The 14,356-nt window shown below is 70.7% G+C and carries 16 protein-coding genes; 7 read left to right on the top strand and 9 right to left on the bottom strand.

What is annotated here, in order from left to right; all coding sequences use genetic code 11:
• Positions 1-54 precede the first annotated feature (54 nt).
• The 4 genes from V1351_RS05115 to V1351_RS05100 are packed head-to-tail and all read left to right on the top strand — an operon-like array spanning position 55 to position 3,139.
• Entirely contained in the window at positions 55-555 is a 501-nt protein-coding gene (locus V1351_RS05115; RefSeq protein ID WP_338751354.1) for a GbsR/MarR family transcriptional regulator, read from the top strand.
• Positions 548-1,522, top strand: coding sequence for an ABC transporter ATP-binding protein (locus V1351_RS05110; protein WP_338751352.1), 975 nt, complete (start codon positions 548-550; stop codon positions 1,520-1,522). The genes V1351_RS05115 and V1351_RS05110 overlap by 8 nt, the downstream gene beginning before the upstream one ends.
• Entirely contained in the window at positions 1,512-2,288 is a 777-nt protein-coding gene (locus V1351_RS05105) for an ABC transporter permease (protein ID WP_338751350.1), read from the top strand. The genes V1351_RS05110 and V1351_RS05105 overlap by 11 nt, the downstream gene beginning before the upstream one ends.
• 5 nt (positions 2,289-2,293) lie before the next feature.
• Entirely contained in the window at positions 2,294-3,139 is an 846-nt protein-coding gene (locus tag V1351_RS05100) for an ABC transporter permease (protein ID WP_338751348.1), read from the top strand.
• Between the two features lie 12 nt (positions 3,140-3,151).
• Here V1351_RS05100 and V1351_RS05095 read toward each other — a convergent pair whose 3' ends face one another.
• From V1351_RS05095 to pyrH, 3 genes are all read right to left on the bottom strand, one after another.
• Positions 3,152-4,030, bottom strand: coding sequence for a phosphatidate cytidylyltransferase (locus tag V1351_RS05095; protein WP_338751346.1), 879 nt, complete (start codon positions 4,028-4,030; stop codon positions 3,152-3,154).
• A 1-nt stretch (position 4,031) separates the two neighbouring features.
• Positions 4,032-4,589, bottom strand: coding sequence for a ribosome recycling factor (gene frr, locus V1351_RS05090; RefSeq protein ID WP_338751344.1), 558 nt, complete (start codon positions 4,587-4,589; stop codon positions 4,032-4,034).
• Between the two features lie 69 nt (positions 4,590-4,658).
• Positions 4,659-5,387, bottom strand: coding sequence for a UMP kinase (gene pyrH / locus V1351_RS05085; protein ID WP_338751342.1), 729 nt, complete (start codon positions 5,385-5,387; stop codon positions 4,659-4,661).
• 146 nt (positions 5,388-5,533) lie between these two features.
• Here pyrH and V1351_RS05080 point away from each other — a divergent pair, with 146 nt between their 5' ends.
• Positions 5,534-6,277 carry a hypothetical protein gene (locus tag V1351_RS05080; RefSeq protein WP_338751340.1) on the top strand — a complete coding sequence of 248 codons (744 nt, stop codon included), beginning with the start codon at positions 5,534-5,536 and terminating at the stop codon, positions 6,275-6,277.
• Between the two features lie 57 nt (positions 6,278-6,334).
• Here V1351_RS05080 and tsf read toward each other — a convergent pair whose 3' ends face one another.
• Together tsf and rpsB are read right to left on the bottom strand one after the other, a co-directional pair.
• Positions 6,335-7,162, bottom strand: a complete 828-nt coding sequence (gene tsf / locus V1351_RS05075; RefSeq protein ID WP_338751338.1) for a translation elongation factor Ts — start codon at positions 7,160-7,162, stop codon at positions 6,335-6,337.
• Positions 7,163-7,208: 46 nt separating this feature from the next.
• Entirely contained in the window at positions 7,209-8,189 is a 981-nt protein-coding gene (gene rpsB / locus V1351_RS05070; protein ID WP_338751336.1) for a 30S ribosomal protein S2, read from the bottom strand.
• Between the two features lie 273 nt (positions 8,190-8,462).
• On the opposite strand from rpsB, the gene V1351_RS05065 reads away from it, so the two are divergent.
• On the top strand, positions 8,463-9,620 hold the full coding sequence (locus V1351_RS05065) for a pyridoxal phosphate-dependent aminotransferase (RefSeq protein WP_338751334.1): 1,158 nt from the start codon (positions 8,463-8,465) through the stop codon (positions 9,618-9,620).
• 108 nt (positions 9,621-9,728) lie between these two features.
• The gene (locus V1351_RS05060) at positions 9,729-10,220 is read left to right on the top strand and encodes a murein hydrolase activator EnvC family protein (RefSeq protein WP_338751332.1); all 492 of its coding nucleotides are present in this window, start codon (positions 9,729-9,731) and stop codon (positions 10,218-10,220) included.
• 11 nt (positions 10,221-10,231) lie between these two features.
• Here the strand turns inward: V1351_RS05060 and V1351_RS05055 are convergent, their stop codons facing one another.
• Genes V1351_RS05055 through V1351_RS05040 form a run of 4 tightly spaced genes read right to left on the bottom strand, consistent with a single transcriptional unit; the run spans position 10,232 to position 14,311 of the window.
• Positions 10,232-11,176: a tyrosine recombinase XerC gene (locus V1351_RS05055; protein WP_338751330.1), complete on the bottom strand. Its 945-nt coding sequence runs from the start codon at positions 11,174-11,176 to the stop codon at positions 10,232-10,234.
• 41 nt (positions 11,177-11,217) lie between these two features.
• Positions 11,218-12,408, bottom strand: coding sequence for a DNA-processing protein DprA (gene dprA, locus V1351_RS05050; RefSeq protein WP_338751328.1), 1,191 nt, complete (start codon positions 12,406-12,408; stop codon positions 11,218-11,220).
• Positions 12,405-13,943, bottom strand: a complete 1,539-nt coding sequence (locus V1351_RS05045) for a YifB family Mg chelatase-like AAA ATPase (RefSeq protein ID WP_338751326.1) — start codon at positions 13,941-13,943, stop codon at positions 12,405-12,407. The genes dprA and V1351_RS05045 overlap by 4 nt, the downstream gene beginning before the upstream one ends.
• Positions 13,940-14,311: a YraN family protein gene (locus V1351_RS05040; RefSeq protein ID WP_338751324.1), complete on the bottom strand. Its 372-nt coding sequence runs from the start codon at positions 14,309-14,311 to the stop codon at positions 13,940-13,942. The genes V1351_RS05045 and V1351_RS05040 overlap by 4 nt, the downstream gene beginning before the upstream one ends.
• Between the last annotated feature and the right edge of the window lie 45 nt (positions 14,312-14,356).

Here is a 14,356-nt window from a genome sequence, read left to right as displayed (position 1 = left end):
GCATCCGCACCGTCTCACTCTTTACTATTTGAAGTTTCAGAATATATTGAAATTATGAAGACAGACAACGAGGCCGAGAGTCGACCGCTGCCCCCCGGCGACAGCCGGTTCGTCGAAGACATGGGGATCTCCCTGGAAGGGATGGGGCTCCCCCGAGTCGCGGGGCGCCTGTTGGGGTGGCTCCTGATCTGCGACCCGCCCGAGCAGTCGGCTGGCCATCTGGCGGAGGCGCTACGGGCCAGCACCGGGAGCATCAGCACGAACGCGCGACTTCTTGATCGGCACGGCCTGATCGAGCGCGTTGGGATCTCCGGCGACCGCCGAGCCCACTACCGCATTCGCGACGACGCGTGGATCTCGATGATGCACGAGCAGCTGGTCCTGATGAGGCAGTGGCGCGGGCTCGCGCAGGAGGGGCTGGCCCTGTTGTCGGACCGGCCGGCCGCCCAGCGACGTCGCCTGACGGAGATGAGCACATTCCTGACCTACATGGACCAGGAGATGACAGCGGCCACCCGTCGCTACCGCGAGGAGAAGGAGACGAACGATGAGTGAGCAACGCGCGATCACCATGGAGGGCCTGACCAAGCACTACGGCGACTTCGTCGCCGTCAAGGACCTCGACCTAGAGATCAACCGGGGAGAGATCTTCGGCTTCCTCGGACCGAACGGGGCCGGCAAGTCGACGACGATCCGCACGCTCCTCGACCAGATCCGTCCCACCTCCGGCCGAGCACGCATCTTCGGGCTGGACTCGCACACCGACTCGCTGCGCATCCGCTCAGACGTGGGGTACGTGCCGGGCGACCTGGCGCTCTACCCGAAGTTGACCGGCGCGCAGACCCTGAAGTACTTCGCCCGCCTGCGGGGCGGCGTCGACCAGTCCTACGTCGACGAGCTCGCGGAACGACTCCAGGCCGACTTGTCGCGCAAGGTCGGTGAGTACTCGACGGGGAACCGGCAGAAGGTCGGACTGATCCAGGCCTTCATGCACAAGCCCGAGCTGCTCATCCTCGATGAGCCCAATGCCGGGCTGGACCCCTTGGTCCAGCAGGAGTTCCACGCGATGCTCCGTGAGGTCCGCGACGACGGGCGCACCGTGTTCCTGTCCTCGCACACCCTCTCGGAGGTCGAGCGGGTGGCCAACCGGGTCGGGATCATCCGGGAGGGCGAACTGGTCGCCGTCGAGCGCATCACTGATCTGAAGGCGAAGGCGATCCGTCGCCTCGACCTGGAGTTCGCCCAGCCCGTGCCCGCTGACCTCTTCGCCCGGGTCGACGCCGTACGCGAGGCCACGGTCGATGGGCAGCACGCATCGATCGCCTTCGACGGCCCGATCAACCCCGTACTGCACGCGGCGATGGGCCACGAGCTGGTGGACCTGCACACCCGGGACGCCGACCTGGAAGAGATCTTCCTGGCCTACTACCGCACGACGGACACCCGGGCCGCCGGCTCCACCGACCGCCGGTCCGGGCGGCACGCGGCTGCGATGGAAGTGGAGTCCAGCGATGTCCACTGACGTGTTGACGCGTGAACTCAACGATCGCCGCACACCGATCGCCGCGATCTCGGCGGTGCTGGTGGTCTTCGCCTTCTTCGTGGTGGGCATCAGCTCCGGCCTGCAGAGCACGATCAGCGACCTGACCGATGCGATGCCCGAAGCGGTGACCGCGTTCATCCCGGTCGGGCCCGGAGGTTACGTGGTCGGTGAGCTGTTCAACCTGATGGCACCGCTGGCCCTGATCGCCTACGCGGTGATGACAGGCGCGGCCCTCATCGCCGGGGAGGAACAGGCGGGAACCATGGCCGTCCTGTCCGCCCAGCCCGTCAGCCGCCGTTCGATGCTCGCACAGAAGGCGCTCGGGCTCGCCGTAACCCTGGCCGCTATCACGCTCGTGTTCGCCGTGGCTGTGGCGCTGTCTGCGGCCTTCTTTGACATCGAGGGACTGACCGCCACGAACATCGCTGCCGCATGCCTGCACCTCTACCTGCTGGCACTGCTCTTCGGCGCCGTCGCGTTGGCCACCGGGTCGCTGACCGGGAACCCCGGACTGGCCTCAGGAGTCGGCGGTGGCCTGGCCGTGGCCGCCTGGGTCGCCAACTCCATGCTGCCCGTCGCCGACCTCGACGACTGGGCACGGATCAGCCCGTGGCACTACTACGTCGGCAGCGAACCCCTGGCCAACGGACTCGACGCCACACACCTGCTCGTGCTGGCACTCCTGACCGCTCTGGCCCTCGTCGTCGCCTTCGTCAGCTTCGACCGCCGCGACCTGAAGGGATGACACCGATGTCCACCACCAGCACAAGCACCGCCACCGCTCGTCACACGACGAGCGCACCGGCGCAGGCCCTCGCGGTGACCCGGGTCGCCATCCGCGACCGCGTCCCACTCGTCGCGGTCATCGCGCTCGTGATGGTGGCCATGGGCGCGCTGACCGGCGCGCTGTGGCCCTCCCTGAAGGACGCCTTCGCGGACCTGCCCACCGATCTCAGTGACGGCCTCGGGACAATCCTCGCCGGTTCGGACCTGACGACCCCCGTCGGGTGGATGAACGCCGAGATGGTCTCCCTCGTCCTGCCCGCAGGCCTGATCGCCGTCGCGGTGCTCTCCGCCGCCAAGGACATCGCCGGGGAGGAACAGACCAAGACCCTCGGGGTGCTCATGTCCGCGCCGGTCAGCCGGACCTCCTTCCTGCTCGCCAAGAGCGCCGCCATGATCATCAACGTGCTGCTCGCCACTATCGGAGCAGCCGCCGGGATCCTCCTCGGCAACAGCATCGGCGACCTCGGCGTCGACACCGCAGGCGTCTGGGGCGCCAGCGTGCACGGCGCGATGCTGGCCATCGCCATCGGAGCCATCGCCGTCCTCGTCTCGGCGCTGACCGGGGAGCCACGCCTGAGCTCCTCGGTGGCCGCGGGGCTCGCCGGGCTCGCCTTCGCCCTGAACGCCTTCCTGCCCCTCTCGGACGGACTGGCCGACTACGCCCAGGCCAGCCCTTGGTACTACTTCGCCGACAGCAACCCCTTGGCCAACGGCGCCGACTACGTCCACCTGGCGGTCCTCGGCATCACCTCGCTGGTCCTGCTGGCCCTGGCTCTCGTCGCCTACACCCGCAGGGACCTGCGCGGATGAGGGGCACCCAGGTCAGTACGGGGCGATCAGCCGCAGCGCGAACCATGCCAGCGGCACCACGAGGACGAGCGAGTCCAGACGGTCCATCAGGCCACCGTGGCCCGGAAGGATGTTGGACATGTCCTTCAGCCCGAGGTTGCGCTTGAGGCTGGACTCGATGAGGTCGCCGATCGTCGCGACGGGGGCGATCAGGGCACCGAGCAGGGCGCCCTGCCACCACAGACCGGTGTCGAAACACAGCGGCACGGCGATCGCGCCGACGACTGCGCAGGCGGCGACCGACCCGGCCATGCCCTCCCAGGACTTCTTCGGCGAGAGCTTCGGCGCCATCGGGTGCTTGCCGAAGAGCACCCCCACGGCATAGCCCCCGATGTCGGAGAAGACCGTGATGAGGATGAAGACGAAGAGTCGCCAGCGCCCCTGCGGCTCGGCGAGCATCAGCGCCGCGAAGCCGATGAGGAAGCACGGATAGAGCAGCACGAGGGCGCCGGCCCCGATGTCGCGAACCGCCCCGGTCAGCCCGTCGGCGACCCGCCAGATCACGATCGCCAGGACCGTCAGGGTCGCCGCGAAGACCAGCGCCTCGGCTCCCCGCAGATAGCCCGCGACGATCAGGCTCACCGCACCGACGGCGACCGGGACGAAGGGGGCGAACAGACCCCCTTCGGACAGGGCCTGGCGCATCTCCCACACGGCCACGATCGCAGCCCCGCACAGCACGACGAGGAAGACGACCGGATGAACCAGCAACGCGCCGGCGGCCATGGCACCGAGGAGCACCCCGATGCCAATGGCAACGGGCAGGTTGCGACCGGCCCGGCTCGACGGCCCGGCAACCGCTGCCTCCCCCGCGCGCACGGAGCGGCGTGTGGCGTTGTCGGGTGGGGTCACATCAGACCTCGGACAGCTCGGCTTCCTTGGACTTCAGCAGGGCGTCGACGCTGTCGGTGTACTTCTTCGTCAGTGTGTCGAGCTCCTTCTCCCCGCGGTTGCCCTCGTCCTCACCGACGTCACCGTCCTTGACGGCCTTGTCCATGGTGTCCTTGGCGTGCCTGCGGACGTGGCGGATGGACACCTTCGCGTCCTCCGCCTGCCCGTGGGCGAGCTTGATGTACTCCTTGCGCCGCTCGGCGGTCAGCTCCGGCATGGTGATGCGGATGACCGTGCCGTCGTTGCTCGGGTTGGCGCCCATGTCGGAATCACGCAGCGCGCCCTCGATCGCCGACAGCGACGACTGGTCGTAGGGCGTGATGAGCAGGGTGCGGGCCTCGGGGCTGGCGAAGGAGGCGAGCTGCTGCAAGGGGGTCGGCGCACCGTAGTAGTCGACCATCACCTTGTTGAACAGGCCGGGGTTGACCCGTCCGGTGCGGATGCCGGCGAAGTTCTCCTTCGCGACCTCCACCGCCTTGTCCATCTTCTCCTCTGCTTCCAGCAGGGCTTCCTCGATCATGTGTCTCAGGCTCCTTCGTGATCAGGGCGCGGCATGGCGCGTCCCGGTGGTCCAGGGTCAGTCTCCCACTCAGGAGGTGACCAGCGTGCCCAGCGGCTCACCGAGCAGGGCGCGGGTGATGTTGCGCTCGCCGTCCATACCGAAGACGAGCATCGGCAGGCCGTTCTCGCGGCAGAGGCTGAAGGCGGCTGCGTCGACGACCTTGAGGTCCTGCTGCAGTGCCTGCTCGTACGTGACCTGGTCGAGCTTGGTGGCATCTGGGTTGCGGCGCGGGTCGGAGTTGTAGACCCCGTCGACGCCGTGCTTGGACATCAGGACGATGTCGCACTTGATCTCCAGGGCGCGCTGGGCGCTGACCGTGTCGGTGGAGAAGAAGGGCATGCCAGCGCCGGCACCGAAGATGACGACGCGACCCTTCTCCAGGTGGCGGATCGCGCGGCGCGGGATGTACGCCTCGGCCACCTGACCCATGGTGATGGCGGTCTGCACCCGGGTGTCGATCCCGGCCTCCTCGAGGAAGTCCTGCAGCGCCAGGCAGTTCATGACGGTGCCGAGCATCCCCATGTAGTCGGCTCGGGTGCGGTCCATGCCCTGCTCCTGCAGCTGCTTGCCGCGGAAGAAGTTGCCGCCGCCGACGACGATGGCCACCTCGACGCCGCTGTTGACCGCGGTGGCGATCTGCTCGGCGATGCCGCGCACGACATCGGGGGCCACGCCGACCTTGCCCCCGCCGAAGGCCTCACCGGACAGCTTGAGCAGGACGCGGCGATAGGCAGTGGGTGTGGTCCGGTCGGTCACGTGGGCGCTCCCTGGGTCTGGCTGGACGGCTGCGCCTGATCCTTCCACAGGTGTGCGTCGTTCGAGGACCCACCCGGGCACAAGCCTTGTCGACGGAGACCGGCATCACTATTCTTTCAGGGCATCCACTCGGGCGAGGAGTCGGCATGGCACCACGGATCCCGGGTCGCGGCGTGATCGCTCCGCTGCTCGTTGCCGCCCTTGCCGGCTGCAGCGCCGCCGGGCCCGGCTCGACCGCGGCCACCCCCTCCTCGACGTCCGCTACGTCCTCGACGTCCACGTCCACCTCCTCCACCAGCACCTCACCGAGTGCGAGCAGCCCGACGCAGACCCCGCCGGCCAGCACGAGCCGCACCCCGACGACGAGCACGGCCCGGCCAGCAGAGGTCACGAGCACCACGTCCTCATCCACGACGCCGGCCGCTCCCGTCGGCCCCCAGCGCTGCGGGCAGGTCACGACGACCACCGGGACGCGGGTCACCGTCGAGATCATCTCCGCAGACGTGGGCTGCGCCGTCGCCGTCGACCTGTTGACCCGCTACTACACGGACCCCCCGTCCCCACCCCAGGGCAGCGGCGCCTACGTCGACATCGGCGAGTGGAACTGCAACAGCTCCTCCTCGCAGCCCCCGGGACGTGCCTCGACCTGCCGCAGCGGGGCGGGCGGCGAGATCATCACCCATGAGCCGGCGTCCCCACCGACGCCCCTCCAGCCGGCCCCATCGCCGCCCCCGGCGCAGACTCCCTCCGGCGACCACTGTGCACTGATCGACCAACCGACGCTGGACCAGCTGTTCCCCGACGGCGTCCAGGACGAACAGTCGTGCAAGAACTACATCGCCGGCGAGGGTGCCATCTACGAGGAGAAGTACGGCACCCCCGGTCCATGACGAAGGGGGCCACGCCCGACGAGCGGGTGTGGCCCCCTTCGTGGGGTGCTGCGTACGTCAGGAACCGACGCGGAAGCGGGCGAACTGCGTCGCGCGCGCACCGGCCTCCTCGAGAACCGTGCCGACCGACTTCTTGGTGTCCTTGGCGAACGGCTGGTCGAGCAGGACGTTCTCCTTGAAGAAGCCGTTGACGCGACCCTCGATGATCTTCGGCATCGCGGCCTCCGGCTTGCCCTCCTCCTTGGCGGTCTCCTCGGCGATGCGGCGCTCGCTGGCGACCGTCTCGGCGTCGATCTCGTCACGGGTGAGGACCTTCGGGCTGAACGCGGCGATGTGCATCGCGACGTCACGCGCAACCTGGTCGTCGCCGCCCTCGGTGCCCATGAGGACACCGATCTGCGCGGGCAGGTCCGGGCTGGTCTTGTGCAGGTAGGCCGAGACGTTCGGCGCCTCGACCCGGGCGACCCGCTTGACCTCGATCTTCTCGCCGATGGTCGCGTTGGCCTCGTCGAGCATCTCCTGGACCGTCTTGCCGTCCACGGTCGCCGCGAGCAGGCTCTCGGCGTCCGTGGCCTCGGCCTCGACGGCCGCGGCGAGGACGTCGTCGGCCAGGGCTCCGAAGGGGGCAGCCTTGGCGACGAAGTCGGTCTCGCACAGGACCTCGACGAGGGTACCCACGCCGGCCTCGGCCCTGGCGACCACGAGCCCGTTGGAGGTGGTGCGCCCCTCGCGCTTGGTGACGCCCTTCAGGCCCTTGATCCGCAGGCCCTCGATCGCCTTGGCCTTGTCGCCCTCGGCCTCGTCGAGCGCCTTCTTCACGTCGAGCATGCCGGCGCCGGTGCGCTCGCGCAGCTCCTTGATGTCAGCGGCGGTGTAGTTCGCCATGTGTGTGCCGTTCTCCTTCTTCAGGAATGGACGAGTGGTGAGTGACTCAGGCCTCGGGGGTGTCCGCGGCCGGGGTGGCGGGCGCGGTCTCCGGGGAGGTCGCGGTCTCGTCGGAGGCCGCGGTCTGCGCCGGGGTCTCCGACTCGGCGGGCGCGTCGGTGACCGGCACCTCGGCCGCGGCCTCGGTGGCGGCGGCCTCGGTCTCGGCCTGCGGGGCCGCAGCGGCCGGAGCCTGCTCGACCGCAGCAGCGGTCTCGCCCTCACCGGCGAGGAGCTCGCGCTCCCACTCGGCCATCGGCTCGGCGGATGCCTCGCCGCCCTGGGCGGCGCTCCCGCCGCCGCGGGCCATCAGGCCGTCGGCGACCGCGTCGGCGACGACCCGGGTCAGCAGGGTGACCGAGCGGATCGCGTCGTCGTTGCCGGGGATCTTGTACTGGACCTCGTCCGGGTCGCAGTTGGTGTCGAGGATGGCGATGACCGGCAGGCCCAGCTTCTGGGCCTCGTCGACCGCCAGGTGCTCCTTCTTGGTGTCGACGATCCAGACCGCGGAGGGGACCTTGGTCATGTCGCGGATACCACCGAGGGTCTTGTCCAGCTTGTCCTTCTCACGGCGAAGGATGAGCAGTTCCTTCTTCGTGTAGCCGGAGCCGGCGACGGTGTCGAAGTCGATCTCCTCGAGCTCCTTCAGGCGGGTGAGGCGCTTGGAGATCGTCTGGAAGTTGGTGAGCATGCCACCGAGCCAGCGGTGGTTGACGTAGGGCATCCCGACGCGCGTCGCCTGCTCGGCGATCGGCTCCTGGGCCTGCTTCTTCGTGCCGACGAACAGGATGGTGCCACCGTGGGCGACCGTCTGCTTGACGAACTCGTAGGCGTCGTTGATGTAGGTCAGCGACTGCTGCAGGTCGATGATGTAGATGCCATTGCGCTCGGTCATGATGAAGCGCTTCATCTTGGGGTTCCACCGGCGGGTCTGGTGCCCGAAGTGGACGCCGCTCTCCAGGAGCTGGCGCATGGTGACGACGGCCATGCCGAAGTCCTCTCGTCGTGGGTTGTCAGTTCTCTCCTGGTGCTCCGACCCACCCCACCCGGTCCGTCGGACCGGGACTGCTGTGGTGTGCCCCGGATTCGGAGTCGGAACTCGTCACCCGGTCAGAGGAACACGCGAATTCATCCAGACACACTGGATGTGCACCCCATCTTACGGCCACGCGGGACGAAGGGGGAAATCCCACGCCCCGGCGAGGGGCCGGACCACCCCCTTCGCCCGCGGCCCGGTCCCGACCGTCCTAGGGTCGAGGGCATGACTGATCCCCTCGTGACCCGGATGCGCCCCTACGGCGAGACGATCTTCTCGACGATGTCGGCCCTGGCGCGCCGGCACGACGCGGTGAACCTCGGTCAGGGGTTCCCGGACACCGATGGCCCCGGGGAGGTGCTCGAGGCGGCCCGTCGGGCCATCGCCGGGGGCCACAACCAGTACCCACCGGGCCAGGGTGTGCCCTCCCTCCGCTCCGCGATCGCCGATCACCAGCGCGAGCGGTACGGCATCGAGCTCGACCCCGGGTCGGAGGTGCTCGTCACCGCGGGGGCGACCGAGGCGATCGCCAGCGCGCTCCTGGCCCTGCTCGAGGCGGGCGACGAAGTGGTGACCTTCGAGCCGTACTACGACAGCTACGCCGCCGGGATCTCCCTCGCGGGGGGCGTGCAGCGCTCCGTGCCCCTGTCCTTCCCCGGCCCGGGCTTCGACCGCGAGCGCCTGGCCGCCGCGTTCTCCGAGCGGACGAAGGTCGTCCTGCTCAACACCCCGCACAACCCGCTCGGCAAGGTCTTCACCCGGGAGGAGCTGACCGTCGTCGCCGACCTCGCCCGCGAGCACGACGCGTGGGTGGTCAGCGACGAGGTCTACGAGCACATGACCTACGACGACGCCGTGCACGTGCCGATCGCGACGCTGCCGGGCATGGCCGAGCGGACGCTGACGATCGGGTCGGCGGGCAAGGCCTTCTCGGTCACCGGGTGGAAGATCGGGTGGATCAGCGGTCCGGAACGCCTGGTGAGTGCGGTGACGACCGTCAAGCAGTACCTGACCTTCACCACGACCTCTCCGCTGCAGCACGCCGTGGCCGAGGCGCTGCGGCTGGGGCCGACGGTCTTCGAGGAGCTGACCTCGTCGCTGGCGATGCGGCGAGACCTGCTCGTCGACGGTCTCACCTCCGCGGGCTTCGATGTCTCGGTGCCACAGGGCACCTACTTCGTCGTCGCGGACGCCGCGCCGCTGGGTGTCACCGATGCCGTGCAGTGGAGCCTGGAGCTGCCGGAGTCCGTCGGTGTCGTCGGCGTCCCGGTATCGGTCTTCTGCGACACCCCCGACGAGACGGCGAGCCTCGTCCGCTTCGCGTTCTGCAAGCAGGAGGACAAGCTGCGCGAGGCCTGCCGGCGTCTGGCCACCATGGGCTGACCAGCTGCGGCCGGTGGTGATCCACACCCCCACCCTCCGAGGGCTCGTCGTCCACAGGGCACGCACGGTCGCGACCGATCGGTCGCCTCCCCCGGCAGGCTGGTCCGCATGGCCGCCACCGCACCCGTCGCCCTCGCCGTCGCCGGCGCCCTCGTCGGGCTCCCTCCCCCTTCCCCTCCGGGCCCGACGTGGCAGTGGCCCGTCGGCGACGGCGAGCGGCCTGCGGTGGCGGCCTCCTTCGATGCACCCGACGAGCGATGGGGTCCCGGGCACCGTGGGATCGACCTGAGGACGGCGAAGGGGGCGGACGTCACCGCGGTCGCGGACGGCGTCGTCTCCCACCGCGCGGTGATCGCCGGTCGCGGCACGCTGAGCATCACGCACGAGTCCGGCGTCCGCAGCACCTACGAGCCGGTGGTCAGCGACCTCTCCGTCGGGGACCGGGTGCGTCGCGGGCAGGTCGTCGGGCACATCGGAGGCGGCGCGAGCCACTGCGCGCCGCGCACCTGCCTGCACCTGGGGGCGAAGCGGGCCGACGACTACCTCGACCCGCTCCCCTACTTCGGCGCACGGCGGGTGATCCTCCTGCCGGTGCCCTGACGAGCAGGAGATCAGGCGCGCGGGTGCGCCTGCCGGTAGCTGTCGCGCAGCCGGTCGAGGGAGACGTGCGTGTAGATCTGGGTGGTGGCCAGCGAGGAGTGCCCGAGCAGCTCCTGGACCATCCTCAGGTCGGCCCCTCCCTCGAGCAGGTGCGTCGCAGCGGAGTGACGCAGCCCGTGCGGCCCGAGGTCGGGTGCGTCCGGGACGTGGGCCAGCAGGCCGTGCACGACCTCGCGCACCTGGCGCGGGTCGACCCGACGGCCCCGACGGCCGAGGAAGAGCGCGGGGCCGGAGTCGGACGTCGCGACGAGTGGGCGGCCGTGCTCGAGCCACGCGGCGAGCGCGTCGTCGGCCGGCTGCCCGAAGGGGACCATCCGCTCCTTGCGGCCCTTGCCGAGTACCCGCACGACCCTGCGGTGGCGGTCGGCGTCGTCGACGTCCAGCCCGGTCAGCTCCCCGACGCGGATGCCGGTGGCGTAGAGCAGCTCGAGGACGGCCCGGTTGCGCAGGTGGATCGGGTCGTCGTCATCGGCGGCGACCGCGGCGACGTCGAGGACGGCGGTCGCGCCGTCCTTGGTGAGCACGTCGGGCAGGGTCCGCTGTCTCCGGGGCGAGGCCAGCCGCAGCGCAGGGTCGGTCCTGATCCGCCCGGTGCGTCGCGCCCAAGCGAAGAAGGTGCGCACTGCCGCTGAGCGGCGGGACAACGTCGACCGGGCCGCTCCCCCGCTGGCGAGCGTGCCCAGCCAGGCACGCAGGGCCGCCAGATCGATGTCGGCGAGCGATCTGCTGCCCTCGGCGGCGCACCACGTCAGGCAGGCCCGTACGTCCCCGGCATACGCACGGACCGTGTGCTCGGAGCGGTCGCGCTCGCGGACGAGGTGATCGGCGAAGGCGTCGACCGACTGCGCCACCCACTGCGGCGCGGGTGACGGCTCCCGGGGGGCTGCCGTGCTCACCCCTCCACCGTGCCACGACCGCCACCGGCGACGGTGGATGCTCACCGTGTCGGGCCACCACCCCTGTACCAGCGCCCGTCGTCACCGTGGTGGGACCATCCCTCGAGCTGCATCATCGCCAGCCGGGCGATGACCTCATCGACCGGCACGACGAGCTCGGTGGCGATGTCTCCGACGTCACGGCCCCGTCGGACCTCGAGCCGGTCGTGGACCCGCCGCTGGTCACTGGTCATCACGTCGGGAGCACGACTCGGCCCGAGCAGCTCGACGACCTCGGCCGGAGCCTGCCCGACCGGGGCCGCCAGGCCGAGTACCTCCTCGGCGTCGGTGACGAGGGTGGCCTGACCGCGACGGATCCACTCGTGGCACCCCGCCGAGGACATCTGGGTGACCGGCCCGGGCACCGCCCCGACGGGTCGGTGCAGGGCATCGGCCCAGCCCGCGGTGTTGAGCGACCCCGAGCGCAGGCCCGCCTCGACGACGACACAGGCGCTGCCCAGGGCCGCGATGAGTCGGTTGCGAGCGAGGAACCGGTGGCGCCGCGCGGTCATGCCCGTCGCGAGCTCGGTGATGACGACGCCTGATTCGGCGACGGCGTGGATGAGTCGCTCGTGCCCGCGCGGGTAGACGCGGTCCGGTCCGCAGGGCAGCACGGCCACCGCGGGACCGTCGACCGCGAGCGCTCCCTGATGGGCCGCCGCGTCGATCCCGTAGGCAGCCCCGGAGACGACGCTCCACCCGTGCCGGGCGACACCGGCGCCCAGCTCGCGGGCGATCGCCTCGCCGTAGCCGCTGCTGGCTCGGGATCCGACGATGGCCACTGCCCGCCCGGCGAGGTCACCGAGGCACCCCTGACCGCGCACGTGCACCAGGTGCGGGGCGATGTCCGGATGGTCGAGAGCGGCGGGCCAGTCGGCGTCCCCGGGGATGACCACCCGTGCTCCCGAGCGGACGGCGCGGGAGAGCTCACCGTCGACGTCGACATCGGGCACCCGGGCGCGTGCACTCTCGCACCGTGGCAGGTCGTCGTCGACGAGCCGGTGCCACGCCTCGACGTGGCCGAGCTGCGCGATGTGTTCGTGGAGCGCGGAGGGTGTGTCGCTCGCGCGTTCGCGCTGCGGCTCCAGCAGACGTGACCACGCCACTCGCGCACGGCGCTGGTCGGAGCCGACCTCCGCGTGGGCGCGAGCCACCTCTGCCCGGGTGGGTGTGCGCGGACGACCGGCACTCATGCGGCCACCGCGCCCTGCGTGCGGTACATCAGGGCCAGCCCGACGTCATCGACGTCCGGACTCGTGCGTCCGTGCAGGTCGGCGCTCGACCAGGCCAGTCTGAGCACCCTGTCGTAGCCACGCAGGGTCACCTGACCGAGCTCGAGGGCACGATCGAGCAGGCGTGTCGTCGCCGACGGCAGGCGCCACGGGGTCCGTCGCAGCACGGGCCCGGGGACCTGGCTGTTGAGCTGCCAGCGGTCCGCCGGCCAGCGCGCCGCCTGTGCGCCGCGGGCCGCCATGACCCGGGCGGCCACTGCGGCGCTGGAGTCCGGCGGGTCCTCGCTGAGGTCGGCGAGGCTGACCTTGGGCACCTGGACCTGGATGTCCATCCGGTCCATGAGCGGTCCGCTCAGCCGTGCGGCGTAGGCCCGGCGCTCGGTCGGCCGGCACCGGCAGTTCAGCCCCTTGCCGTGACCTTCCCCGCAGGGACACGGGTTCGCCGCGAGGACAAGTTGCACCCGCGCCGGGTAGGACACCCGCTCACGGGCCCGGGCGACGACGACCTCGCCCGACTCCAGCGGCTGGCGCAGGGCCTGCAGGGCGGACCCGGCGAACTCGGCCGCCTCGTCCAAGAACAGGACGCCGTGGTGGGCCTGGGAGAGCGCCCCCGGGAGCACCGCCCCGGTTCCACCGCCGACGAGCGACGGCACGCTGGCTGAGTGGTGCGGCGCGACGAAGGGCGGCACGCGGTCGATCCCCGTGGTGGGTACGGCGCCGAGCAGGGAGCGCACGGCAAGGCTCTCGAGTGCTTGCTCGCGGGTGAGTGGCGGCAGGATCGTCACCAACCGTTCGGCGAGCATGGTCTTGCCCGAGCCGGGGGGCCCGTTGAGCAGCAGGTGGTGACCACCGGCCGCGGCCAGGGTCAGTGCGGCCCGCGCCTCGTGCTGTCCCGAGACGTCGGCGAGGTCGAGGTGCCGTCCCTCGGAGACCGTCACGTGCTCCTGCGGGGCCGGCGCCGGTGGCGGCCGCTCCCCCTTCGCCAGGGAGCGGTAGCCGTCGACGAGGTCCTCGAGCGTGGCCGCCGTCGCGACGGTGATCCCGTCGACGAGGCCGGCCTCGGCGACATCGTCCGGCGCGACGACGACGTGTGTGCAGCCGGCCTCCTGGGCGGCGAGCACCGCCGGGAGGATGCCGGTGACGTGCCGCAGACGCCCGTCGAGGCCGAGCTCCGCCAGGTGGACGATGGGACGCACCGTCGCCGCGGGGAGGACCTCGCACGCGGTCAGGGCCGCGACGGCGATCCCCAGGTCGAAGGACGTCCCGTGTTTGGGAATCGATGCGGGCGAGAGGTTGATCGTCAGCTGCCGCTGGTTCAGCGAGTGCCCGGCGGCGATGGCTGCCGCCCGCACCCGCTGGGGCGCCTGACGCAGTGCGGTGTCCGGCAGGCCACCGATCTCGAAGGTCGGCAGTCCCTGCCCGCTGTGGCACTCGACGTCGACGACCCGGCCGGTGATCCCGCGCAGGGCCACCCCGCGGGTCACCCCGATACTCACTGCCCCACCCCGGCGCGGTGGTCCACCGAGAAGCTGCCGTCGGGGTGCTGCAGCAGGGCGACGACGTCGAGACGGACGCCTCCCGCGGGCGCGGAGTGGTCGGCGAGCCAGCACCCGGCCAGGCGACGCAGCCGGGCCAGCTTCACCGGCGTGATCGCCTGGATCGGGTCGCCGAAGGTCCTCGTGCGGCGGGTCTTCACCTCGCACACGACCACCGTGTCGTCGTCGCGCAGGACGAGGTCGATCTCGCCCTCGCGGCAGCGCCAGTTGCGGTCCAGCAGGACCATCCCCCGGTCGGTGAGGTATTGCTGCGCCATGTCCTCGCCGGCCGCTCCCAGAGCCGCTCGTGCGGATGCTTGCTCGGTCATCTCGACCACCTCCGAGCCCAGTCAAGCCACGCGCGGGAGCAGGCG

This window comes from Janibacter sp. A1S7 (genome assembly GCF_037198315.1).
GTDB classification, from domain to species: domain Bacteria; phylum Actinomycetota; class Actinomycetes; order Actinomycetales; family Dermatophilaceae; genus Janibacter; species Janibacter alittae.
The sequence above is the reverse complement of the archived record's forward strand: the minus strand, read 5'-3'. Positions and strand labels throughout refer to the sequence as shown.